The following is a 24,230-nucleotide window of genomic DNA, read 5'->3' as shown; positions in this document are numbered from 1 at the left end:
AAAAGTATAATGAATACTACGCACACATTTTATCCAATCGGCTCAATCGATCAATTTTTGCCACAGATCGGACGAGTTGTACAATTGCAACAGGTAGAGCTGGCAATTTTCCGTACCTCGAATGAAGAAGTATTTGCCCTTGAAAATAAAAGCCCTCATCCCAAAGGTGGGCCGATTGCAGAAGGAATCGTATCCGGGCATATTTTGTATGATCCGCTGTATGATTGGCAGATTGATCTACGAACAGGAAGTGTACAAGCACCGGACGAAGGACAGGTAACAGTATTTCCTACCAAAGTAGAAGCAGGCAAAGTATGGGTGCAGTACTACTATTAATGCGGTCATCAGCATATGAGTAACAAAAGAAGCCTCTAGCATATAGAGGCTTCTTTTTGGTGTCTTATTATAGGAAAAAAGAGAACTATCCAAAGAAATTATCAGAAAATGGAAGTCATTTTTTCAGAATAGGGTAATGTCTTTAGAGCAAGACTTAGAATATGACCAAAGTACAACGGTAAATTATGCGTAATCAATAGCAATACACAGGAGGAAAATATAATGTCAGTAACCAATATTACGTTAGGTCAATATATGTTAGATTGTCTCAAGCGCGAAGGATTAACCGAAGTGTTCGGTATCCCTGGTGACTATAATTTTACTTTGTTAGATACGTTAGAAGAGTACGATGGGCTTGAATTTATCACCGGACGCAATGAGCTAAATGCTGGATATGCCGCAGATAGTTACGCTAGAATCAAAGGTCTATCTGCACTGATTACTACATTCGGTGTAGGAGAAATGAGCGCATGTAATGCTATTGCTGGTGCTTACAGCGAAAGTGTACCAATTATTCATATTGTAGGTGCTCCCAAATCTCAAGCACAACAAGATCATCAATTGATGCATCATAGTTTACTGGATGGCAATTACGATGTGTTCCGTCAAGCGTATGAGCCGATTACAGCGTATAATGCAGTGATCACACCAGAGAATGCAATGATCGAGATACCTCAAGCTATTCATACTGCGAAAACAACCAAGAAGCCGGTCTATCTAGTAGTTGCTTTGGATCATGTGTTAGAACCGATTACAACGCATATTGAGCCTTCTTTTCAAACATCGACTCATTCCAATTCACTTCAAGCAGCCATAAAGCATGCAGAGCAGTTAATCCAATCCTCTAACAATGGTGTTTTATTATCTGATAGCCCTGTTCTTCGTTACCAGTTGCAATTATCGGTACAACAAGTAGCAGAGAATCTGAATATACCTGCGGCTTCGATGATGATGGGGAAAAGTGGATTCGATGAACGGCATCCGCATTATATCGGTATGTATGGAGGCACATTCGGTAGTGAAGAAGTACGTAGTACGATAGAAAATGCAGATTTTGTAATTGCGGCAGGCTTAATCTGGTCAGACCTCAATACAGCCAATTTTACAGCTGAATTGGATTTCCAAAAAGTCATTAATATTCAACCGGATCAAGTCAAAATTGGCGAGTCTGTGTATCCTAATATTGTTGCAAAAGATATGCTAGAAGCGCTTGCTCAACTGGATTGGAGAAGTCAGGCAGAGATTAATATTACAGAATTTCCATATGATACAGAACAGTTATTATCTGCGGACAAAGACCAACCGTTACAAGCAGGCAATTACTACCCGCGTTTTCAACAGTTATTAGCGGCAAATGATATCGTAATTGCAGAGACGGGGACATTTACGTATGGGATTTCTCAGCTTCAATTGCCAGAAGGAGCAACGTATATCGGGCAAGCAGGCTGGCAAAGTATCGGTTATGCTACTCCAGCGGCGTTTGGCGCATGTATAGCAGCTCCTCAACGTCGGGTGTTGTTATTTACAGGAGACGGTTCATTACAATTAACCGTTCAAGAGATCAGCTCAATGTTAGAACAAGGATGCAAACCGATTATTTTCGTCCTCAATAATAAAGGGTATACGATTGAAAAGTATCTGAATGTCAAAGTAGATATTGATAAGCAAGTATACAATGATATTCCTAGATGGCACTATACCAAATTAATCGAAGCGTTCGGCGGAGATGCGTATACAATGCAAGTGCATACCAATCAACAACTAGATCAAGCGATTCAAGAAGCAGAACAACAACAGAATCAGAAGTTATGCTTGATTGAAATGATGATTGAAGATCCAATGGATGCACCGAAATATCTACGCAAAACGCGCGAATTTTTACAAAAACAAGAACAGCAACAATAATATCTAGAGTTACAACAAATGTCTCTAGCGATAAAATCTGTTCAATACAGCGATGCCAACATCTTCTCTATGTATAGAGAGGATGTTTTTTTGTCTAAATAAAGCAGAATAGGAGAACAAATGAATATTTAATGATCTTATTGAGAAAAATAGTGACACAGCATATAACATTCCTTATAATATAGCAGAAGTATCGAGTATAACAGCTTCTCTATAGTTGTATTACACTTTGAATCAAAAGTTCTCATCGGACCGGCTATGAGATGAGGAGGGGACGACGATGATTTCGCTGGAAAGCGTGAGCAAATATTTTGGCAAGATGGGGAACAGTAATGCCGCAGTGCAAGAGGTGAGTCTGCATATCGAACGTGGAACGATTCATGGCATTATTGGAAGCAGTGGAGCAGGAAAATCCACATTGCTACGTATGATGAATGTATTGGAACGTCCTGATCGAGGTGTAGTTACTGTTAACGGTAAGCGTTTAACTACAATGACAGATCATCAATTGCGCCTAGCCAGACAACAGATTGGTATGGTATTTCAGCAATTCAATCTGGTTCATAATCGAACCGTTAGCAAAAATATCGAAATTCCGCTTGAACTTGCTGGCGTACCGAAGTCGCAAAGGCAACAACGTGTGTACGAATGTCTGGAACTGGTAGGTTTATTGGATAAAGGCAGTGATTATCCTGCACAGCTCAGTGGTGGACAGAAACAGCGTGTCGGAATTGCTAGAGCGATTGCTAATCATCCGCAAGTGCTACTGTGTGATGAACCTACATCTGCTCTTGACCCCAAAACAACTTCCGGTATTCTGGATGTGCTCAGACAGATTAATCAACAATTAGGCGTAACGATAGTGATTGTCACCCATGAGATGGATGTGGTACGTAGTCTATGTGATACTGTGTCTGTGATGGAAAATGGGCTCATCACCGAAAGCTTTTCACGTGCGCAAGATGGCTTTACAGCATCTCCTGCCTATACTTTATCTTATCGTGAGCAATTGCTCGGGTATAAGGAGGGGAACTAATGGATCAAGATCGTACTTTTAGCGAAATGCTTGATCTATATCAATCACAGATTTGGTCAGCGATCGGTGAAACGTTCTCTATGGTAGGCATTTCATTATTAGCCGCTATACTGTTTGGTTTACCGTTAGGAACGATGTTGTATTTATGCAAAAAAGGTCAATTATACGAAAATACGTATGTAGCAGCGGTACTGAATACACTGGTCAATGTGATTCGTTCGTTTCCATTTTTGCTACTGGTGGTGTTTTTGATTCCATTTACACGTCTGGTGGTAGGCACAGCGATTGGAACAGAAGCGGCTTCTGTACCGTTATCGATTATAGCAATTGCTTATTATTCACGTTTAGTTGAACAGTCTTTATTGGATGTACCGCGAGGAGTTGTCGAATCTGCACAATCCATGGGTGCATCGAGATGGCAGATCATTTTCAAATTTTTATATGTAGAAGCACGATCAGGTCTAGTACTGGGACTGACCACTTCAACGATTAGCTTTATTTCATATTCTACTGTTGTCGGTATTGTTGGCGGTGGTGGGATTGGGGATTTTGCGATTCGTTACGGATATCAGCGGTTTGAGACTGATGTGATGGTCTATATGATTATTTTGATGATTATTTTGGTACAGGCTGTACAGTTTGTAGGAAGTACGATTGCTAGAGTATTGGATAAACGCTAGATGATATTTGGATATTATACATGTAATGGAGGCTAACTTTAACTATGAACAACGTGTTAACGACTCGCAAATCAATCATGATCTTGATGTTCGCTATGATGCTTTTATTAGCAGCATGTGGTCAGAAGCAAGAAACAACAACGACATCTAATGATGCGGCTACAGCTACAGAAGGTACGTCTACAGAAACGACACTCAAAATTGCAACTTTGATTCCACCAATGACTGAAATTTTGGATGTTGTTAAACCATTGCTTAAAGAAGATGGTATTAATCTTGATGTGATCGTATTGTCTGATAATATTCAGCCTAATGATGCTTTAGCTAATAAAGAAGTCGACGCTAATTTTTTCCAACATGCTCCGTATATGAAGCAATACAATGAAAGTAAAGGTGCAAATCTAGTCGCAATTCAACCTATTTATAATGCGATCTATGGTGCGTATTCTAAAAATTATAAAGACATTAACGCTTTACCTGAAGGAGCAACAATCGCGATAGCAAATGATCCTTCAAATATCGGTCGTTCATTACAGATGTTTGCTCAAGCGGGTATGATTACACTCAAAGACGGTGTTGGCATGAATGCAATTCAAGCCGATATTACATCCAATCCCAAAAACTTTAAATTCAAAGAAGTCGATCTATTGATGTTAGCACGTATGTATGATGAAGCAGATCTAGTCGCAATGACACCTGCTTATGCGAAGCCTCTGAACTTGACGCCTGTCAAAGACGCATTGGTTACCGAGAAAGAAGATTCTACATTTGCGATTAATCTAGTAGCTCGTGAAGATAACAAAGATTCAGAAGCAATTCAGAAATTAAAAGCACGTATGGCAGGGCCTGAAGTGAAGAAATTTTTGCAAGAAAAATATGCAGATATCGCTGTACCTGCTTTTTAAGCATATGTAGGAATGATTAAGATAACTAGAAAGAACCTGTATCGCTCTATCAAGAGAGATGTACAGGTTCTTTTTTGGTTAACTCTGGATGATGAGTGTCTGTTTGTTGAATAGCTTGTGGTAAACGTTCTATATTATGCTTCTTTTTTGTTTTCCAATACGGTCTCCAAGTCCATTCCGAGACGACTACACCGAGCAGAACAACGCCAGCACCGATATATCCTTGAATAGATAACAGTTCATGTTCAAAAAGAAAAGCGAATAAAGCGGCAAAAACAGGCTCCATACAGAAAATCAGCCCGGTACGTGTAGGTGTAGTGTACTTTTGCGCGACAGGTTGAATAATAAAGCCAAAAGCACTGCATACTACACTCAAAGCCAACACAGCGATCCAACCATTAAGCGTATAAGGAAGATGAGGCGATTCGAATATAAACGAAAAGATCAATCCATATAATCCAGCAAACCCAAGCTGGCAAATACCTAGATTCAGTGTACTGCGGACAATCTTAGCGGCAGCACTGGTAAGCAAAATATACACAGCATAGCAGATCGATGCCAAAATGCACAAAAGATCACCGGAATGAATACCGAGAGGGCCACTTAATGTCAGTAGTCCTATACCGACAATCGCAAGCAATACGCCTGCGGTCTGAGTCATACGTAATTTCTTTTTAAATACAATAAAATGAATTAGCGGGACAAAAATAACGGTAAGACTGACTAGAAATCCAGCATTGGAAGTGGTAGTCGTTTTGAGTCCAAACATAATAAATACAAATACAGCAAACAAAGCAAGTCCGATTAGCGCACTGTATCCAAGTGTAGTCCAATCGATCCGGCGTAAATGATTAAAAAATAAAATGCCTGTCAAAATAAAAGCTAATCCAAAACGAAGAGCAATTAGATTGTATTCGGATAAAGAACCTAGCCCCATTTTCATAAATAAATACGATGATCCCCAGCATAACGTCACCAGTAAAATCAACAAGTCTGCTCTGGACTGCTTCACAATGTCCCACCTTCAAAATAACGTATTATCAAAATGTTCCAAATTCAGTATAGTAAGATTATATCCCCAAGTACACTGAATGTTTGTCATGGATCACATGAGTAAAACTAATGGATGTTGGAGACTACACCAAGAGCGGAAAATAAGGGAAGAAGGCGCACCAATGAGCATTCACAAATTTGAAGTGTTACTAAAAGTCGTTGAGCTAGGAAGTCTTACCAGAGCGGCAGAAGTACTAGGGTTTACACAATCCGGTGTAAGCCATATTATACATAGTTTGGAGACTGAATTTGGCTTTCCGTTATTGTTACGAGATCGTTCAGGTGTGCGGTTAACGGTTAATGGAGAACAGGTATTACAACCGATTACCGAAATTATGAATTGGAATGAGCAATTGAAACAGACAGTAACATCGATTCATGGACTGGAATCAGGTACTATTCGGATGGGTACATTTACCAGCGTATCGGTGCATTGGCTTCCAGGAATGATTAAATATTTTCAACAAGAGTATCCCAATATCCAATTCAAATTAGTCGAAGGAGATTATCAAGAAATCGAAGACTGGATCTCTAATGGACAGATCGACTGTGGATTTATTACGATTCCTAGTCAGGCTTCATTTGAAGTGATTCCATTAAAACAAGATCGGATGTTAGCGATTGTTCCGCTGGATCATCCACTCAGTCATCTGGAGAATTTTCCATTAGAACAGATTGCGAATGAACCATTTATTATGCCGCGCGAAGGATCAGATTACGATGTGAGACGGTTATTATCACGCTTTGCGATTACACCGGATATCAAATTTTCGGTCGGAGATGATTATGCGATTATTGCGATGGTCGAAAATAGTCTGGGAATTAGTATTTTGCCAGAGCTTGTTCTACAAGGACGGGATCATAAAGTGAAAATGTTAGAACTGGAATATCCGAGTTACCGTTCATTAGGATTAGCTGTACATTCCATGAAACAAGCCTCACCAGCGACCAAGCGATTTTTGGAGTATATACGGGAATGGGTAGGACGTGAAGAAAGCTAAATCAAGCTGATCAGTACATCATTATTCCTCCTAATCATAGGTGAATAATGAGCGATAGAAACTGGAAGTTTTTTACCTGTAAACTGTGCTATAATAAGTCCGAACTTTATAATGTAAGCGTTATCTAAAAAAGAATGAATAGTGCAAAATCATCTTACCCACATTATTAGGAGGTATCCTTATGGCGCTCGGAACAAGTATGATCATTCGTCTGGAAATGGATAAAAAACAAGTTACATTTGGTGAAGTGGCTGCTGCGATTAGTGATGCCGGTGGAGACGTTGTAGCAATTGACGTTATTCATGCTAGCCCTGAAAGTACTACCCGCGATTTGACGGTTAATCTACCGGAGACAGTTAGAGAAAGTATTCTCAAATCGGTTGGAGAACTAAGTGGTGTTAAAGTAGTCAACGTATCTGACCGTACGTTCCTTGCGCATTTAGGCGGTAAAATCGAAGTTCAACCTAAATTTCCGGTTAAAAACCGTGAAGATTTATCTCATGTCTATACACCGGGCGTTGCCAAAGTATGTATGGCAATACACGAAGATAAACAAAAAGCATTTTCACTAACGATCAAACGGAATATGATCGCTGTCGTATCTGACGGTACTGCTGTCTTAGGGCTTGGCGATATTGGACCTGAAGCTGCTATGCCTGTTATGGAAGGTAAAGCGATGTTATTTAAACAGTTGGGCGGCGTAGATGCTTTTCCAATCTGTCTGGATACCAAAGATACCGAAGAAATTATCAATGCGATTAAATGGATGGCTCCTTCGTTTGGAGGAATCAACCTGGAAGATATTGCGTCACCACGTTGTTTTGAAATTGAACGTCGTTTAACAGAAGAACTAGATATCCCTGTATTCCACGATGATCAGCATGGTACAGCAGTAGTCGTTCTTGCAGGTCTATTAAATGCGCTACGAATCGTAGATAAACCGCTAGAAAATGCCAAAATTGTACTGCTTGGTGTAGGCGCAGCCGGATCAGCTTGTATCAAAATGTTATTGTCAGCAGGCGCTCATAATGTGATCGCTGTTGATCAATGTGGTGCATTAGTATCAGGTGAAGAATATCCGCATGATATGTGGAACTGGATCGCAGAACATACGAATCCTCATCAAGAACGTGGAGGACTGACCGAAGTGATTCAAGGAGCGGATGTATTTATCGGTGTATCCCGTCCTGGATTGCTAACTGTTGAACATATTCAATCGATGGCAGAAGATCGGATCGTTTTTGCAATGGCGAATCCCAATCCTGAGATTGAACCTGAACTGGCTGAGCCACATGTACGTGTATTAGCGACAGGACGAAGCGATTATCCGAACCAAATTAATAATGTTTTGTGCTTCCCGGGTATTTTTCGTGGTGCGCTAGATTGCCGGGCAAGTGTAATTAACGAAGAAATGAAAGTAGCGGCAGCGAAAGCGATCGCTTCTGTTGTAAAAGAAGATGAATTGAATGAACTATATATTATTCCAGGGGTATTTAATGAAAAAGTAGTCGAGTATGTTCGTCGCGGAGTGGTAGAAGCCGCTATCCGTACTGGAGTAGCACGTCGTACACCACCAGAATTCCGTTAAGATATTTGCTCAAGTGAGGAGGGAAGAACAACAATGCCACCGATGGAGCACAAGTCAGAGCGACCTTTTGCCAATCCGTTAACTCAGCCGATTCAGTCTTATCGTGATGCAGATTCGTATACACAGGGGACAGGAAGTCTATTCGGTCAACGCATGATGGAAGAACCGTATCGTCCTGAATTTTATGCGTATTATTATAAGCAATGGCATAACTACAGTATGGCGTATCATCAACATCCATCGACTGAAATTATGTATATGATCTCTGGACATTGCTTGATCGAATTGCAGGTTCAGTCAGATACAAGCCAATCTCCAGTATCTGCGACTACGGTTCAAGTGCAATTGAAAAAAGGTCAGTTTATTGTCATCGATGCGAATGTTCCTCACCGTCTGATCGTTGAAGGGGAATCACCTTGTCGGATGCTTAATGTAGAATTTGGCTTTGCTTCATCATCATTGCCTCTTCCTTCTCTATTTCAGATGGCTGGCGAAGAAGTAGCACTCGCTGAATTGTTATCTCAACCTCAGCATTACTTTGTGCTGTCTGATCCAGAAGAAGTCTATTATGTACTGAAGTCATTGGTATTGGAGCTAGATCAACAACACCGCTCCGGTACGATGGCGGATTTATTATTTATTCAGTTATTGGTTCGTATAGCCCGTCTGTGGCAGGAGACACAGATCAATAGTACATCGCAGACAGAATGGTATGTGAAGCGTAGTATTCAATATATTCATCAAAATTATGATCGTCCGATTCGTGTTGAACATATTGCTTCTGCGGTGAATGTTCATCCCGGTTATCTTCATCGTATTTTCAAAAAGCATATGAATACTACACCTACCGATTACTTAACCCGTTTACGAATGGAAAAGGCAGGCATGCTTTTAGGGCAGACCGATATTCCGATTCAAGAAATTGCTGATTATATCGGTGTGAGTAGCAGACAATATTTTCATTTGCTTTTCAAAAAGCATACCGGACAGACTCCTGCGGAATACCGCGGAAATGTGGTTCGTTATGATCGGCAATATGTTGAAGAATAGCTACACTTGAAGTCTCAAGTGGTTATAGAGTAAGATATTTTGCTTAGCAAAAATCACTTTTGATTAACATGCAGTCGCACTTGAAGTCTCAAGTGCTTAAGTTAGGATATTAGACAACAAATCGACAAAGTAGTCATGATCTTGGTAACGCTTCCTTGTACAATCACGCTACAATAAAAGCATAATCAATCCTTTAGGTAGGTAAGCGCTAGTAGAGCGTATTTTAGAATGGAGGATATGTATATGTCTTTTAAAGTAGCTTTTGTAGGAGCAGGAAGTATAGGATTTACGCGCGGGTTGTTACGCGATTTGTTAACAGTACCGGAGTTCCATAATATTGAGATTGCTTTTACCGATATCAGTCAACACAATCTCGATATGGTGACTCAGTTATGTCAGCGCGATATCACTGAAAATGGGTTATCGATTCAGATTCAAGCGACAACAGATCGACGTGCTGCCCTGCAAGATGCCAAGTATGTATTGTGTACAATTCGTGTAGGTGGACTGGAAGCTTTTGCAACCGATGTTGATATTCCACTCAAATATGGAGTCGATCAATGTGTCGGCGATACGTTATGTGCAGGTGGGATTATGTACGGACAGCGTGGCATAGCTGAAATGCTGAATATTTGCAAAGATATCCGCGAAGTTTCGAAGCCAGATGTACTCTTACTTAATTATTCGAATCCAATGGCAATGATGACATGGGCGTGCAACGTCTATGGTGGAGTCCATACTGTCGGTCTATGTCATGGGGTACAGCATGGCCATCACCAGATCGCTGAAGTCTACGGTCTGGAGAAGAAAGATGTAGATATCGTCTGTGCAGGTATCAATCATCAGACATGGTATATTCAAGCGTCTCATCAAGGGAAAGATTTAACCGCAGGACTTTTAGAAGCATTTGAAAATCATGAAGAATACAGCCGTACCGAGAAAGTACGCATCGATATGATGCGTCGCTTCGGTTATTACAGTACAGAGTCGAACGGGCATTTAAGTGAGTATGTACCCTGGTATCGCAAGCGTCCTCAAGAAATCGGTGAATGGATCGATCTCAACAACTGGATCAATGGAGAGACAGGTGGGTATTTGCGGGTATGTACTGAAGGACGTAATTGGTTTGAGACTGATTTCCCTAACTGGATGAAAGACGAACCAATGAAATTTGCACCGGAAAAGCGTGGCGAAGAGCATGGTTCGTATATTATTGAAGGTTTGGAGACAGGACGTGTCTATCGCGGGCATTTTAATGTGATCAATAACGGTGTGATTGCTAATCTACCGGATGATGCGATTATCGAAGCTCCAGGTTATGTCGATCGAAATGGGATTTCTATGCCACATGTAGGAAATCTACCTCTGGGTCCTGCGGCTGTCTGTAACGTCAGTATTTCAGTACAACGTCTAGCTGTTGAAGCGGCAATTACAGGAGATGATTTGCTTCTGCGTCAAGCTTTTATGATGGACCCGTTAGTAGGCGCTGTCTGCAATCCCAAAGAAATCTGGCAAATGGTCGATGAAATGCTGGTAGCTGGAGAAGCATGGTTACCTCAATACACAGATGCAATTGTTGCTGCCAAAGAAAGACTGGCTTCAGATCACCTGATTCCGACTCGTGAGTATGCAGGAGCCGCTCGTCTAAAAGTCAAAACGGTTGCTGAAATGCAAGAAGATCGAGATGCCGCTAACAAAAATGCAGGTGAATCTGACAAAGGCAAAGATCGGGAAAAAGTTCAACAATCATAAAGCGCAAAATCAATAGCATCTGATATCTGAATAACCATCTATTTTGATCATAATCAATCAAGTCAATAGACGATATCTTCAAAGGTGAAAAGCAGAATAGTTCTGTTTTTTCACCTTTTTCTTTGTAATATCCATCTATATCCATTTTCTACTGTTCTATTGAGTGGTTGATTCATGTTACAACAAATATCTGTTATAAAAGGTCAGAATACTGCTATACTTCGCAAATCTGAACTTGTACGCTTAATATAACCTATTATTGGGGAAGTATTAGAATAACGAATGACTGCAAAAGGCAACATCAACTGATAGGAGGAATAGTTATATGTCTACATCGAACGAAGGTAAGTTGAAATGGGGAATTATCGGTACAGGAATGATCTCTAACAAATTTGTCGCTGATCTAGGACACACATCTAACGGTATCGCTTATGCTGTGGGTTCACGTAATCAGGAAAGTGCTGATGAATTTGCAGGTAAATATAATATTCCCAAAGCTTATGATAGCTATGACAAATTGTTGCAAGATCCTGACGTAGATGTGATCTATGTAGGTACTCCGCATCCTTTACATAAGATTAATGTTATCGATGCTTTGAATGCAGGCAAGCATGTATTGTGCGAAAAACCATTTACGATGAATGCGGCTGAATTAGAAGAAATGATCGCTGTAGCCCGCGAGAAAAAATTGTTCTTGATGGAAGCGATGTGGACACGCTTTTTACCACCGATTCGTCGTGTACGTGAATGGATCAGAGATGGCAAGATCGGCGAAGTACGTCTGGTCAAAGCTGAATTTGGTTTCCGTATGGGCTGGGACCCGGAACACCGTCTGCTGAATCCAGAATTGGGCGGCGGTGCATTGCTAGATGCAGGTATCTATCCGGTATCGTTTGCTTCGATGATCTTTGGAGCAAAGCCTGAAAAAGTATACAGTACTGCAAGTATTGGCGAGACAGGAGTCGATGAGCAGTTCTCGATCTTGCTTGCTTATGAAGGTGGACGTTCAGCAACATTGAATGGTGCGATTCGTGTAGACTTACCGAATGAAGCGTATATTCATGGAACAGAAGGTTATATTCGTATTCCACAATTTCTGTTCAGCCGCGAAGCTTCTTTATATGTTAACAATGAAGAAGTCGAGAAATTCGAAGATGATCGTCCAAGTGAAGGATATGCTTTTGAAGCCGAAGAAGTCGGTCGTTTGATCCAAGCGGGAGAACTGGAAAGTGAAGTTATCTCACTGGAAGAATCTCTAGATATTATGCGTCTACTCGATCAAGTCCGCGGACAATGGGGACTCAAGTATTCGTTTGAAGATTAATTAAAATATAAAACCTATCTGACTATACTTTATTAAAGGGTATATTCAGATAGGTTTTTTTAGAATATAATAATTCTTTGTTTATCGCAGTACATAATTCATAAAATTATCATAAGCAAATCCTTTGACTTGCTCTTCGCTATAATGCTTCAACAGCTCATTAATCAGATTCTGGCTTTGTCCGGCATGTTCTAAGCCTTGAATATGATACATAATCCCATCAAAGTCTGATCCAAGTCCGATCAACTTTTCTCCACCTAATGAACAGAAATGATCGATATGGTGGATCAGTTCAGGGATCGTTACAATCTCCTGCTCACTTACAAAGTATGGACAATAGACGACATGAATCATAGCCTGTTTGGCAAATAAGGCACTGGCTTGATCGTTTTTCAGATTACGAGGATTCTCAAACATCTGACTGGCATTGGAATGACTGGCTATCGGATAATCGGCAATCTCGATCACATCCCAGAAAGCACGTTCACACAAATGACTGACATCGGATAAAATCTTATATTTATTATTGAGCTGAATCAATTCTCTACCAAATGCAGTCAGTCCCGCTCCCCGCTTCTCCAGTGCACCGTCTGCTGCCAGATTAGCATAATTCCATGTTAACCCTACCGAAAGAACACCCAACCGATACAACAGATTCATTTTGTGCAGATCATTTCCGATCGGATCGACTCCTTCTAAAGTTAGAAAAGCACCAATTTGGTCATCTTGCAATTGCTCTATCTGCGACCACTGCGTAATATGCACCATCTGTGGATTTTTTTCCAACACTTCGGTATAGAAATAATGAATCTGATCAAGGCAGGATTGGAATTTCTCAGGGTCTTTGAGTGCAGGGTCTACAAAGACAGCGAATCCTTGTACTTTAACTTGCCCTTCAATTAGACGCTCAAGATTAGTATCCAGTTCAGGCGAATCCGCAAAATTCAATTTTCCTTTCGCTTCCCCAAATTTATACAAAACATCACAATGCAAATCAATAATGTTCATCATCAACATCCTTTGCTGTTCAAATTGTACTTTGGTGTTGTTTCAAGCATATAGTAGATTTAATTATTTGCATAATAGAATGATGTGATACCAAATGCTACATGATACGTATATAGGATAGATAGTCATCATTGTAACTTTGAAATAAAGGTGGGAATCTCTTGATTAATCTACATGCCAAATTACAGCTTAATAAAATAAATACAGTCTCCAAATCATGGTTCCAAAAAATAAATTGGGCAGAAATCTATCTTGCTGTTGTAGGAGCGATACATCGTGTAGTAGTAGAACAACCGCGCAAATGGACAGCCACCCGTCAACAGCAAGCCGATCTTCCAGTCTCCCAAATTCGGCAATTGCCTTTGCAAGCAGGCGATATTTTGTATACGCCTAGTTCAGAATCTACGTACTATGCAGGGCATATGGGCATATTAGGGGAAGACGGTAAAGTATATCATGTGCACCCGTATGGCCCTGTATTTTCAGATTCGGTCGAATGGTATATCAAGCGATTTTATGATCAAGATCGATTTATCGTATTTCGTCCACAATCTCCACAAGCGGGACAAGCCGCAGCATTATGGGCACAAGAGCATTATCAACAAGTTCAAGCGTATCGTCTAAATACGAATTTGGATCAGGTTGAACGGAGTTACTGTTCGAAATTTATTTATCAAGCGTATTTATTTACATCTGGAATCAATGTATGGCCTCGTCCGTTGAAACTTGGCAATCATGGTTATATTTATCCTTTTCGAATTATGCGTTCCAAGCATTTGAAAATCGTAGGTAGTTTCTACAGAGGATAAAAGTGATTGTTTGTAAGAATATTAAAATAGCGAACAAAAAAAGGCTTCCTACCATCAGCAATGATGATAAGGAAGCCTTTTTACTATACAAATAATGATGCCAGACAATGATGTTATAACAAGTGAATAGGGGTCTGATATAAGTTCAGCAACGCTATACCTAATATAAAACTACTGGTAGATAGCCATAAGATAGCATACCGCCCTTGCAATACCTGTTGCTTCGTAAAATAAATCGCTGTGATAACAAATAGTAGACTCAAGATCATCCATAATATAGGTAACATAGGTAGAACCTCCATTCACAGTTGTCACTATAGGACTGACTAAATAGTATATTCAGTATAGTAGCCGACCATGAACAAGATATATCGTATAGCTTAAAATCACCTAAAATCTAACTGAATAGGATAGTGCATCTTGATTGGAAATATCTATCCGAAATTATGCGATATAAAAAATTTGTCTGAAGAGAATAGCATTTACTATGAATCAAGCACTATCAAGCACTTTTGTTGGCAGTTGCAACTACAGGCTTTTGCTTCATCACATCTTTGGCTCCATTACCAATACAACATTGCACAATAATCATCAGTACAATCATTACACCCAGACCCCATTGTGCAGTGACAAAGCTTCCAGAGTGATCAAATAATAACCCTACAATCAATGGGCCGATTGCGCCTAGTGTATAACCACCGCTTTGTGTCATCGCAGACCACGCATTCGCTTCACCTGCATTATGAGCTTCTTGAATCGGTAGCATAAGAGCTAATGGGAATAATCCACCTGCACCAATACCAAGAATCGCTATCGCTAACCAGGGAGATACAGGCAAGTGTAATGCCAATAGTCCGATGATTTCCATAACACTACATCCGACTAACCACCACGCACGTTTACCGAATGTACTCACTCCAATTGGAATTAAAAAACTGATCGGAATCTGAATAATTGTAAATAAAGTCATCATATAACCGGCTTGAATTTTACTGTATCCTGCATGTGCCATCATAGGAGATAACCATGTGGTCAATGAATAGAATATCGCTGCCATTAAGCCGAAGAAAATCGTTAACAGCCAAGCTTTTTTCTGACGTAAAGGTAAAGACACCGAAGCTGTAATTGTTTTAGATTGAGGAACGCGAGCTAATCGCAACCAGCTCAATCCTGCGACAATCGCTAAGATCGCCCAGAACGATAAAGAGTATTGCCAAGAACCGCGTAATACTTGTTGTAAAGGCACTGCTAGACCTGCTGCTAATGCTGCTCCGATAACAAGCGATACCGAATAAACACTGACCATAGCCGCTGGATTAGGGAAATACTGCTTAATAAATCCAGATAGTAAAGGGCCGATTAATCCGATTCCAATCCCTGCGAGTAAAGCACTACTCATTAAGATCACAGTCGAATCAGCCATCAGACGTAACAGAGTAGCAAGTCCTATCAATAATAATGAAAAAGTAATCACTTTTTCCAATCCCCATCGCTTGCTCCATGATAGAGCGAGTGGAGCGAATAATCCCATACATAAAACAGGCAAAGTCACTAAAAGACTGGCAGTTACACCTTGAATATGAAGATCAGCTCGTATATTTTCCAGTAAAGGAGAGATCGATGTAATTGCAGGGCGCAAGTTAAGAGCCGCTAATAATAAAAGAATCGTTAAATATCGTATACGCATTGGAAAGCTCCTTGTCTATATTAAATATGATGAATTAGGTATAGTATAAGAAAAGAATAACGATTGTACCATACTATTGTTTCTATTATTATGATAGTACAAGGCTATGATTTAATTAGAACCATTCAGGAGGTTGACGATGGAATTACGCCAACTGCAATATTTTATAACCGTATGTGAAGAATTACATTTTACCAAAGCTGCTGATCGACTAGGCATTTCTCAACCGACATTAAGTCAACAGATCAAAGTGTTAGAAGACGAATTGAATACGCCTTTATTTGATCGGATTGGCAAAAAAATAAGAATTACAGAAGCAGGCAAATTACTTCAACAATACAGCACACAGATGTTACGTGATCTACAAAATGCGAAAATGTCGATTGCTGAATTACAGATTAATCAACGTGGCACATTACGAATCGCTGTGTTACCGTCTGATCTGGATTATCGGATGGGATCGATCTGGATCGCATTTCATCAATTATTTCCTAATGTGCGCTTAGAGATTATGCCTACAATTGAAATTCAAGATATGGTATTTGAAGATAAAGTGGATATTGGGATCGGATTGGCTGCTTTACCGGATCAAAGGTTAGTACAGATTCCTTTGGGTACTGAAAGTTATAGTTTGTTTGTGCCTGCGAATCATGCACTGGCTCAACGTGTAGAGATCGAATTAGAAGAACTGTTGCAGTTACCTTTAATTTTGTATCCTGTAGGTTTTGTCGGTCGCAAATTACTTGACGATTGTTTTCAGTCGAAAGGGTGGAAAGTACAGACGATGATGGATAACGGATCAGCCGCGTCTCAGCTACAACTGGTCAAAGCAGGCATCGGATTCAGTATTCATCCTCATGCGTTACTGGTGGCTTTGTCAGATGATGAACTGACCGCGATTCCGATCGTAAATCATACGCCTGTACGAAGTATCGAACTGCTATATCGGACAGATCGCTATATGAGCGCCGCCGCTACGATGTTTATTTCATTAATTGAAAAGCATTTTGCAGAACAAGCCAAAAACCTCTAATTCGCTGTTCACTCAACAGTTCACTAGAGGTTCTATCTTACCTTTTTATTTTAATACATCGGCTTGCTTGTTACCCCAGCTATGAATACCATCATCTTCTATAATAGAGATCGAAGCATCAGCAATATCGGGATTAGTCATCAACTGCTGTTGAACACGGAACTTAATATCATCAGCGTCGGCAAGTGTAAGTCCTTTGTGCAGTTCAATCAGACCTTCTACATGATAATAGCGTCCTTCTTGAATAATACGCATCATCTGAATATCAGCGACTTGTTCATCAGCAAGAATCGTCTTTGATACTTTGTCTTCGATATCTTTGGGCGCTGCAACACCGATTAGCCCGATCATATTGTCGTATCCGACGCGGAAAGCAACCGCAATCATCAATAGACCGATCAATGTAGTTACCATACCATCAAGAAGTGCAAAGTTAGTTAGAGCAATAACAACAACAGAAATTAGAGCAAACAGAGCACCAAGTACTGCTACAATATCTTCATAAAAGACAAGGCGTGTAGGTGGAGCCGCACGTCCTACATTTTTGAAAGCCGCTGGCATCAGTGCAAAGCCTTTCGCTTGTGGTGCGCGAGCTTCTTTCAAAATTTCTTTCATCGCTTTGATCAGAATCGCTCCATCGATCAAAATATTAAGTACCAATACCGCAATATTGATCCATACGCCACCAGTATGAGCGACTGGATGTTGCAACAAGTGAATTCCCTCGTGAATCGTCTCATATGCCATAATCGTAACTACAATAACGGCTATCATACAGAAGATATTAATCACCCGTCCGAAGCCTGTAGGGAAGCGAGGTGTAGGCTTTTTCTCAGACAATACACTACCTACAAATACGAATCCTTGATTGACCGCATCGGCAAGTGAGTGCATCGCAGAAGCGAACATTGCACCACTTCCACTAACCAAAAAGGCACCGCCTTTACAAATCGCCAGCACAGCATTACCGATCATCGCTACAGCCGAAGAGGTATTTCCTTTTTTCACTAAAGACATCAAACTTTCTTTTTCTGGTTGTTCAGCCACTTCGAGATAGCCCCCCTAATCTTGTCTATGTATATGGTTTGGATCAAGCCTTTCAATCTGTATTAATACACTGTTTCTCAACAGACGAAACGCTTTTCCACTTTGTATAATAACGTCTGCAAACAAAGGATACAAGCAATGAAATGTACGATATGATACTGCGAACATAATCAATAAGTCGTTAATAACATATAGATTGGCTATCACCAAACTAGCAATGATAGAATAGAGTAGAGCACGTATAGAAGTAAGATATAGCAGAAAGGAGCCTACATATGAACCGGGAACGAAAGATACAATTGATAGGAACGATGATGACGAGTCTGGTGTTATTATTAGTACCTTTGTTCACCAATATCTATTATCCTATCTGGTACTATATAGGGTTACTATGCTTGATAGCACTAGGGATATATAGAGAAGTAGCTTACAAGCGATACGAGAAAAAGTTTTATCAGAAGTGGAATATAGCTCGTCAGCGAGGATTTGCTTTTCATATGATCTGGCAAAGTGTGAAGGCGGCACTTTTATTAATAGGCATGGTGATTTTATTTCAACTATTTAGCTATGGATTAGTATGGAGCGAATGGTTACTTTTATTGACCCCTACCACACTAATCGCAAGCTTTATTATTGTGGTTACTTTGGGAGTTATAGCAGGTATCTATTCATGGACAGAAAATGAAAAAAGATATCGTGAGATCGAGCAAGACGATAGTAAATATTCGATTCATCAAAAGCAACATTCTTTGTGATAACAGCATAATTTGCATATCAAAACCCCCTTTGTGATCTATCCTACTGAATCAAGGATAGATCGAAAGGGGGTTTTGTAATTAAGCTAGATGATTATTCACCATCACAACAGAAAATTTGATTTTTTCCTTTATTTTTGGCTCTCATCAACGATCGTTCAGCCTGATCGATCATGTCAGAAGGACGCATAGAAGAAGTAGGAATAACAGATACACCACCGATTGTAACGGTCATAAATTCACCGGAATTCGAAGTGTCTCTTGGAATTTGTAGAGCGAGCACACTCTGGCTGATCTCTTGTGCAAGACTTTTGGCGTGTACCTGATCTGATCCTAATAACATCATTGTAAAAGCACCACCACTAAAGCGAGCAATTGTAGCATCATGGATACTACCTATCATAGCTAAGACATCGGCTACCCATTGTAGACACAGATCGCCCCCATTGAGACCATGAATTGCATTATAAGCTCGTAGACCATCCAGATCGATTAAAAATACAGTCAGATATTGTTGCTCTGCAAGCGCAGTATCCCAGTTCAACTCTAGCGATTTTTCAAAAGCAGGTCGGTTAGGAATATCTGTTAATGGATCAGTAGCTAGATAGCTGTGCAATTGATCAGACATGGTAGAATACGCTTCAGCCTGCTCAATATTAGAAGCCACTAGACGAGCAATCATCATAACCGATGGCTTGCCACCATACGTAATCGAAGTTAATGTGACTTCCAATTGCATCATATTCTGATCGACATCGATAAAGAATCCGTTGGTCGAGATCAATTGAACAACATTTTCCTGTAATTCATCCAGACTTTTTTGCATATCGTCTTGAGACTGCTTACCGATATACTGTGCAAACTCTTTGCCAATTAACGCCTGTGTATTTTTGGCGCCAAACAATTCGGCTGCTTCACTGTTAGAATAAATAATTTGCCCGTTTGTAATTGTCATAAAAGCGACAGGAGACAATTCCATCAATTGCAAATAACGCTGTTCATTTTGCCGTAAAATACGAGCATTTTGTAGCGCTAATTCTTCTACTTGTTGCAATTGATTTTCGGTTTGCCGATGCACAATCGTTTTGAGTTCAGGCAAGATATTAATTTCTTTGGCTTTCCAAGAAAATGAAGTAGATTGAACAACTTGTCTCCATTTCTCAAATGATTTACGCGGAGAAAGGCGCATACTATCATTATCTTGAATAACAGCTTTGACCGGATCTCCTGCCCAATCTACTATCTGAAGCACCTCAGGACGGAACCAGATAATATAATTCTGTTGCCCTGGAGAAAGAGCAAGATAGAGCGCTCCAGATGCTTTTTCTTTGTAAGCTTTGGCAGGCTCATAATCCAGACTTAGACGAGAATTTGCATAGACATGATTTTTGGCTTTGCTACCTAACCAACCGGCTAATTCACGAATTTGTCCAGCTGTTGGTGTCTGTCCGTATAACAATAATTTATCCTGATAACTAATAGCCGCTCCCGAAGCGCTCATAAGACTAAGCAACGTTGTTTCTTCTTCTTGCAGTTGTTCAATAACACGCACAAAGCTTGTATTTCCGATAAAAACATCCGCTATTCGTGAAGCCTGACGACGCATAGCTAGTTCAGATTCATAATCATCGATCTGCTGACGTTGGTACAATTCACTAGAGAAGAACGAACCTAGGAAATTACACAAATTACGCACACGATGCGGAATATATTTAGGTGAATAATGATGACACGTAATCAGCCCCCATAGCTGATTATCATGAATCAGTGAAATCGTAACAGTAGCGCCCACACCCATATTATGCAAATATTCAATATGAAGAGGCGAGACACTGCGTAGAATCGATAGACTTAGATTAAGCGGCTTGCCTGTTACCGGTTGTACAGTTGGAATAATCTCTACCGGTGTATAATGGACATCGACAATCGTACGTAACCAGTTACGCAGATACAATTCACGAGCTTGCTTTGGAATATCAGAAGCAGGATAGTTATGCCCTAGAAAAGGTTCAAGCGCTGTTTCTTTCGCTTCAGCAATAACTTTGCCATTCCAGTTCTCATCGAATTCATAGATCATCACACGATCATAACCGAGCATTTCTTTGATCTGTTCTGCTGCCACCTGACTCGCTTCAAATCGGTTTTTGGTCTGTTTCACCCGTCCGAAAAAGGCACGAATCCATTCAAAATCATTCACAACAGTAGATTCATCAATCGCATCCAGTTCGAACTCTAAAATAATCAGTCCTTCACTTTCATGCAAAATCACAAAAAATTCAGTGCTTGTATCCTGTAGATTAATCATTAAACGCGTATATTGGAGATCAGAAGTAGATTCTGTACTAAGATCATATTGAAGTAAGGAGAGAAGTTGTTCTTCACCGATCAGTGAAGCTAGTGGCTGACCTAGCAATTCTTCGGCTTCAATACCAAATAAAGTCATCGTATTACGACTAGCTTGTACAATCGTATGCTCATTATCTTTGGTTATGGCTAACAATACGCCATGAGGTTGAATTTGCCCGGGAATATGAATCGGTTCTTTATCACAATTGGTCAGATCGATCGGTTCCTGAGTGGTAAATTTACCTTCTGTTAAAAGCGTACGATTGAGCAAATCATATTCATTGTTTTTTGAAACTGACATTAGTTGGTTAGCCTCCTGTATATCATGATGTCATTACTGTGCTAGTTCGGATCGGTACTTAACCATAGATCAAGTAATCTGAATGTTTCTTTGGCGGTATATATGATTTGTTCTTTATTTTCTTCTGTTACACCAGCTTGTAGCAATAGATCGCGGAAAGCCGACCATTGTTCACGAGTCTCTGCACCATAAGCGTTAAAGTAATGCAGACCCCCTTCAGGATCAACCGGCAAAAATTTCATTAATTGCTTGGTAATAATTTGTCCACCCAGAGTAGACCCTTCAATAACATAGAAAGCTCCATACATACGTGCAGGTGTAGAAATATCCGGCAAGTCTGTACATAATGGTAGTTGTCGAATCTCTTGTATCGACATACCTAAGTGAATCAAATCTTGTTCCAACAACGGCGATTTGGCACGTATATTCATATCAAATCCAGAATCAGACTCCAGCGCATCCATATGCCCAATAGCTTGTTGTTCTAACGGTTGTAAAAAGCCATAGAACTTGGCAAGGTACGTACGGTATTCATCTAAAGTGAGCGTTTTCGCCATAATACCTTTAGCATAAAAGTTTCCTTCAATCTGTTCATGGTATACAGCGGTATCTTTGCGTAAGCGATCGAGTAATTCAATTGTCATTTATCATCTCACCTTAATATCAATTAATAAGTTACTTAACAATAAGTTATGAAGCTGTATATCTTAACATCTATATTAAATCTTGCTGTGATCCAGAAGGTCCTCACCATAGTACGTCAACAGAATGGAAAAAGTGCGATAGCTGGGGAGTTAAAGTATAGTACAAGCATGCAATGAATACAACAAATTGAGGGTCATGCTATTGGGTTTCTTCTATATAATGGCGAACGATTTGCTTGATGTCGTTCTATCTATTTTATCATGTTGTAGGTACTGGATGAAAGTGCTGTTTAAGTGAAATCAACCAATTATAGTCTGTTAAAAGTGTCGAAAATTTGAAATATAGGTATACCGATCCAAAAATAAAGAACGATGCTTTTTGATGATTTTTCTTGTTTTTCTATAGATATGAACATTGGATATATATGTTTTAGTTATTTTACGCTTAAAAGGATAGCAAGAGATCAGCAAAAAGCCTGCTTCGTTTCTCTGGTAAGAGAGCAAGAAGTAAGCTTTTTTAAAGTAGTATGTAGTTGTAGAGTAGGTAAGTGACATAGACAGGTAGGCATAAAGTTATTGTTATTGTTTTCGTTTCAGATAAGAAATAAAGACAACAAATCCATACACAAACAGCCCGAATAATCCTAGCATCACCACAAACAACACAAACGGCAAAATTGCTCCCCACGCCATAATGACCCTCCTTACATGGTTGCTTTTATACTTTATTTCATTTTATAGTAAAATAAGTAAAAAGATAAGTGTATATCCCAATAGAAATACATAGAATATGCAGTAAGGAGGTTATATGATGTCAGATGTATTTGCTTTGGTATTAATCATACTTGTTAATGTGCTGATATATGGATTAGCTATATGGGGAATCATTCGTATGATCTATAAGCGCGCCAAGCACCCTGCGCACACGCTTATGTTCTTGTCGATGATCTTTTGTGTGGTTATCTTTACAGCGAGTATGATACAGAAAATCATGTATTACGATTGGACGATAAATTTAGCTACATTAGCGCCAATGATGGGGGTGTTTTCGATTTATATGGTAAGTCGTAGAGAGAATCGCGTAGAATGTAAATGAATCCAAAAAGAAAGTGATCCCGTAAAGAGATCACTTTCTTTTTATTTATTATTTTAAAAATAAGATTCTATATTTAATAAGTGAAATCTAAAACATGTATTACAAAAATCACTTGTCTAAAATCAATACTCTTTTTGTAATTATACTACTTATTCATCATAGTATTTCTTGATTAAATCCTCATCATATAAATCCATAAACATAGTTACAAATGGACTATCATGAATAAGATCGACTTCAAATAAACTTTCAAAATTGAATTTATCTCGATACCATGTCCATTTTTCTTTCAACGCATCTAGAACAATGTAACGTTCATTTAATTGTATTGCCATATGTAAAATGTGATTAACTATTTCTACGCCTATTCCTTTGTTTTGAAAATGATCACTGACAGCTAATCTAGCAATATCAAGTACATGTTGTTCTTTTGAAATAGCAGGATCATCAATCAAAGAGGATAGAAGGGTATGTTGAAGAGTGTAATAACCAACAATTTGATTCTGGTAGAAAACTAATGTTGTACTAGACTCACGAATAATGTGAGAAGGATAAGCTTCGACTTGCAGAAAAAAATCCATAGAATGATTACCACAAGAGAAATTTTTTACATGAGGTAAATACTCTATGGATATAATTTTATGGTCTAATTGCAAACTCTCAATATTAGGAATGGGATAATCGTTCATGATACTCCTTCATTTTCTTTTCGGCATGTTTTTTCATAAGTTCTTCATTTTTTTGGTTTTTCTCTATAAAACGTTTGGCTTCTTCGCCTGTAAGTACAGGTCTTTGTCTCAAACTAACTGCCATATTTAATTCTCCTTTCTAAAATGTATTATAGTGTTATTTTATCATGTAATTAATTTAGATC

General features: G+C 39.5%; 23 protein-coding genes. 14 read left to right on the top strand and 9 right to left on the bottom strand.

Annotated features, from left to right (window positions below; all coding sequences use genetic code 11):
• The first annotated feature begins 9 nt into the window (after positions 1 to 9).
• From nirD to PQ460_RS19515, 5 genes are all read left to right on the top strand, one after another.
• Complete coding sequence (nirD, locus tag PQ460_RS19535) at positions 10 to 336, top strand: nitrite reductase small subunit NirD (RefSeq protein WP_274170854.1); 327 nt, start codon at positions 10 to 12, stop codon at positions 334 to 336.
• A 222-nt stretch (positions 337 to 558) separates the two neighbouring features.
• A complete protein-coding gene (locus PQ460_RS19530; protein WP_274170853.1) occupies positions 559 to 2,241 on the top strand; it encodes an alpha-keto acid decarboxylase family protein in 1,683 nt (560 codons plus the stop codon).
• 280 nt (positions 2,242 to 2,521) lie between these two features.
• Positions 2,522 to 3,277 (top strand): methionine ABC transporter ATP-binding protein, encoded by a 756-nt coding sequence (locus PQ460_RS19525; RefSeq protein WP_274170852.1) that lies wholly within the window; start codon positions 2,522 to 2,524, stop codon positions 3,275 to 3,277.
• Entirely contained in the window at positions 3,277 to 3,957 is a 681-nt protein-coding gene (locus PQ460_RS19520) for a methionine ABC transporter permease (RefSeq protein WP_273615017.1), read from the top strand. Before PQ460_RS19525 ends, PQ460_RS19520 begins: the two co-directional genes overlap by 1 nt.
• Before the next feature lie 44 nt (positions 3,958 to 4,001).
• Complete coding sequence (locus PQ460_RS19515) at positions 4,002 to 4,862, top strand: MetQ/NlpA family ABC transporter substrate-binding protein (RefSeq protein WP_273615018.1); 861 nt, start codon at positions 4,002 to 4,004, stop codon at positions 4,860 to 4,862.
• A 49-nt stretch (positions 4,863 to 4,911) separates the two neighbouring features.
• Here the strand turns inward: PQ460_RS19515 and PQ460_RS19510 are convergent, their stop codons facing one another.
• Complete coding sequence (locus PQ460_RS19510) at positions 4,912 to 5,874, bottom strand: DMT family transporter (protein WP_274170851.1); 963 nt, start codon at positions 5,872 to 5,874, stop codon at positions 4,912 to 4,914.
• Positions 5,875 to 6,037: 163 nt separating this feature from the next.
• Between PQ460_RS19510 and PQ460_RS19505 the strand changes: the two genes are divergently transcribed.
• From PQ460_RS19505 to PQ460_RS19485, 5 genes are all read left to right on the top strand, one after another.
• Entirely contained in the window at positions 6,038 to 6,916 is an 879-nt protein-coding gene (locus tag PQ460_RS19505) for a LysR family transcriptional regulator (RefSeq protein ID WP_274170850.1), read from the top strand.
• A gap of 181 nt (positions 6,917 to 7,097) precedes the next feature.
• The gene (locus PQ460_RS19500; protein ID WP_274170849.1) at positions 7,098 to 8,504 is read left to right on the top strand and encodes an NAD-dependent malic enzyme; all 1,407 of its coding nucleotides are present in this window, start codon (positions 7,098 to 7,100) and stop codon (positions 8,502 to 8,504) included.
• Positions 8,505 to 8,657: 153 nt separating this feature from the next.
• Complete coding sequence (locus PQ460_RS19495; protein ID WP_274172975.1) at positions 8,658 to 9,554, top strand: AraC family transcriptional regulator; 897 nt, start codon at positions 8,658 to 8,660, stop codon at positions 9,552 to 9,554.
• 243 nt (positions 9,555 to 9,797) lie between these two features.
• On the top strand, positions 9,798 to 11,306 hold the full coding sequence (locus PQ460_RS19490) for an alpha-glucosidase/alpha-galactosidase (RefSeq protein WP_274170848.1): 1,509 nt from the start codon (positions 9,798 to 9,800) through the stop codon (positions 11,304 to 11,306).
• A gap of 325 nt (positions 11,307 to 11,631) precedes the next feature.
• Positions 11,632 to 12,630 (top strand): Gfo/Idh/MocA family protein, encoded by a 999-nt coding sequence (locus PQ460_RS19485; protein ID WP_274170847.1) that lies wholly within the window; start codon positions 11,632 to 11,634, stop codon positions 12,628 to 12,630.
• Positions 12,631 to 12,711: 81 nt separating this feature from the next.
• Here PQ460_RS19485 and PQ460_RS19480 read toward each other — a convergent pair whose 3' ends face one another.
• On the bottom strand, positions 12,712 to 13,638 hold the full coding sequence (locus tag PQ460_RS19480; RefSeq protein WP_274170846.1) for a dipeptidase: 927 nt from the start codon (positions 13,636 to 13,638) through the stop codon (positions 12,712 to 12,714).
• A 161-nt stretch (positions 13,639 to 13,799) separates the two neighbouring features.
• On the opposite strand from PQ460_RS19480, the gene PQ460_RS19475 reads away from it, so the two are divergent.
• Positions 13,800 to 14,447 (top strand): C40 family peptidase, encoded by a 648-nt coding sequence (locus tag PQ460_RS19475; protein WP_274170845.1) that lies wholly within the window; start codon positions 13,800 to 13,802, stop codon positions 14,445 to 14,447.
• A 113-nt stretch (positions 14,448 to 14,560) separates the two neighbouring features.
• On the opposite strand, the gene PQ460_RS19470 is transcribed toward PQ460_RS19475, so the two are convergent.
• Complete coding sequence (locus PQ460_RS19470; protein ID WP_274170844.1) at positions 14,561 to 14,734, bottom strand: hypothetical protein; 174 nt, start codon at positions 14,732 to 14,734, stop codon at positions 14,561 to 14,563.
• 215 nt (positions 14,735 to 14,949) lie between these two features.
• Positions 14,950 to 16,134, bottom strand: coding sequence for an MFS transporter (locus PQ460_RS19465; RefSeq protein WP_274170843.1), 1,185 nt, complete (start codon positions 16,132 to 16,134; stop codon positions 14,950 to 14,952).
• A gap of 139 nt (positions 16,135 to 16,273) precedes the next feature.
• Here PQ460_RS19465 and PQ460_RS19460 point away from each other — a divergent pair, with 139 nt between their 5' ends.
• Complete coding sequence (locus tag PQ460_RS19460; protein ID WP_274170842.1) at positions 16,274 to 17,167, top strand: LysR family transcriptional regulator; 894 nt, start codon at positions 16,274 to 16,276, stop codon at positions 17,165 to 17,167.
• A gap of 45 nt (positions 17,168 to 17,212) precedes the next feature.
• Here the strand turns inward: PQ460_RS19460 and PQ460_RS19455 are convergent, their stop codons facing one another.
• Positions 17,213 to 18,214 carry a cation diffusion facilitator family transporter gene (locus tag PQ460_RS19455; RefSeq protein WP_274170841.1) on the bottom strand — a complete coding sequence of 334 codons (1,002 nt, stop codon included), beginning with the start codon at positions 18,212 to 18,214 and terminating at the stop codon, positions 17,213 to 17,215.
• Positions 18,215 to 18,489: 275 nt separating this feature from the next.
• Between PQ460_RS19455 and PQ460_RS19450 the strand changes: the two genes are divergently transcribed.
• Complete coding sequence (locus PQ460_RS19450) at positions 18,490 to 18,969, top strand: hypothetical protein (protein ID WP_274170840.1); 480 nt, start codon at positions 18,490 to 18,492, stop codon at positions 18,967 to 18,969.
• A 94-nt stretch (positions 18,970 to 19,063) separates the two neighbouring features.
• Here the strand turns inward: PQ460_RS19450 and PQ460_RS19445 are convergent, their stop codons facing one another.
• Together PQ460_RS19445 and PQ460_RS19440 are read right to left on the bottom strand one after the other, a co-directional pair.
• On the bottom strand, positions 19,064 to 21,616 hold the full coding sequence (locus tag PQ460_RS19445) for a sensor domain-containing diguanylate cyclase (protein WP_274170839.1): 2,553 nt from the start codon (positions 21,614 to 21,616) through the stop codon (positions 19,064 to 19,066).
• A gap of 41 nt (positions 21,617 to 21,657) precedes the next feature.
• Positions 21,658 to 22,260: a biliverdin-producing heme oxygenase gene (locus PQ460_RS19440; protein ID WP_274170838.1), complete on the bottom strand. Its 603-nt coding sequence runs from the start codon at positions 22,258 to 22,260 to the stop codon at positions 21,658 to 21,660.
• 811 nt (positions 22,261 to 23,071) lie between these two features.
• On the opposite strand from PQ460_RS19440, the gene PQ460_RS19435 reads away from it, so the two are divergent.
• Positions 23,072 to 23,356, top strand: a complete 285-nt coding sequence (locus PQ460_RS19435; RefSeq protein ID WP_274170837.1) for a hypothetical protein — start codon at positions 23,072 to 23,074, stop codon at positions 23,354 to 23,356.
• Between the two features lie 149 nt (positions 23,357 to 23,505).
• On the opposite strand, the gene PQ460_RS19430 is transcribed toward PQ460_RS19435, so the two are convergent.
• Together PQ460_RS19430 and PQ460_RS19425 are read right to left on the bottom strand one after the other, a co-directional pair.
• Entirely contained in the window at positions 23,506 to 24,045 is a 540-nt protein-coding gene (locus PQ460_RS19430) for a GNAT family N-acetyltransferase (protein ID WP_274170836.1), read from the bottom strand.
• Positions 24,023 to 24,169 (bottom strand): hypothetical protein, encoded by a 147-nt coding sequence (locus tag PQ460_RS19425; protein ID WP_274170835.1) that lies wholly within the window; start codon positions 24,167 to 24,169, stop codon positions 24,023 to 24,025. The genes PQ460_RS19430 and PQ460_RS19425 overlap by 23 nt, the downstream gene beginning before the upstream one ends.
• Positions 24,170 to 24,230: the final 61 nt, after the last annotated feature.

The organism is Paenibacillus sp. KACC 21273 (genome assembly GCF_028736095.1).
Lineage (GTDB): Bacteria > Bacillota > Bacilli > Paenibacillales > Paenibacillaceae > Saccharibacillus > Saccharibacillus kyungheensis.
The sequence above is the reverse complement of the archived record's forward strand: the minus strand, read 5'-3'. Positions and strand labels throughout refer to the sequence as shown.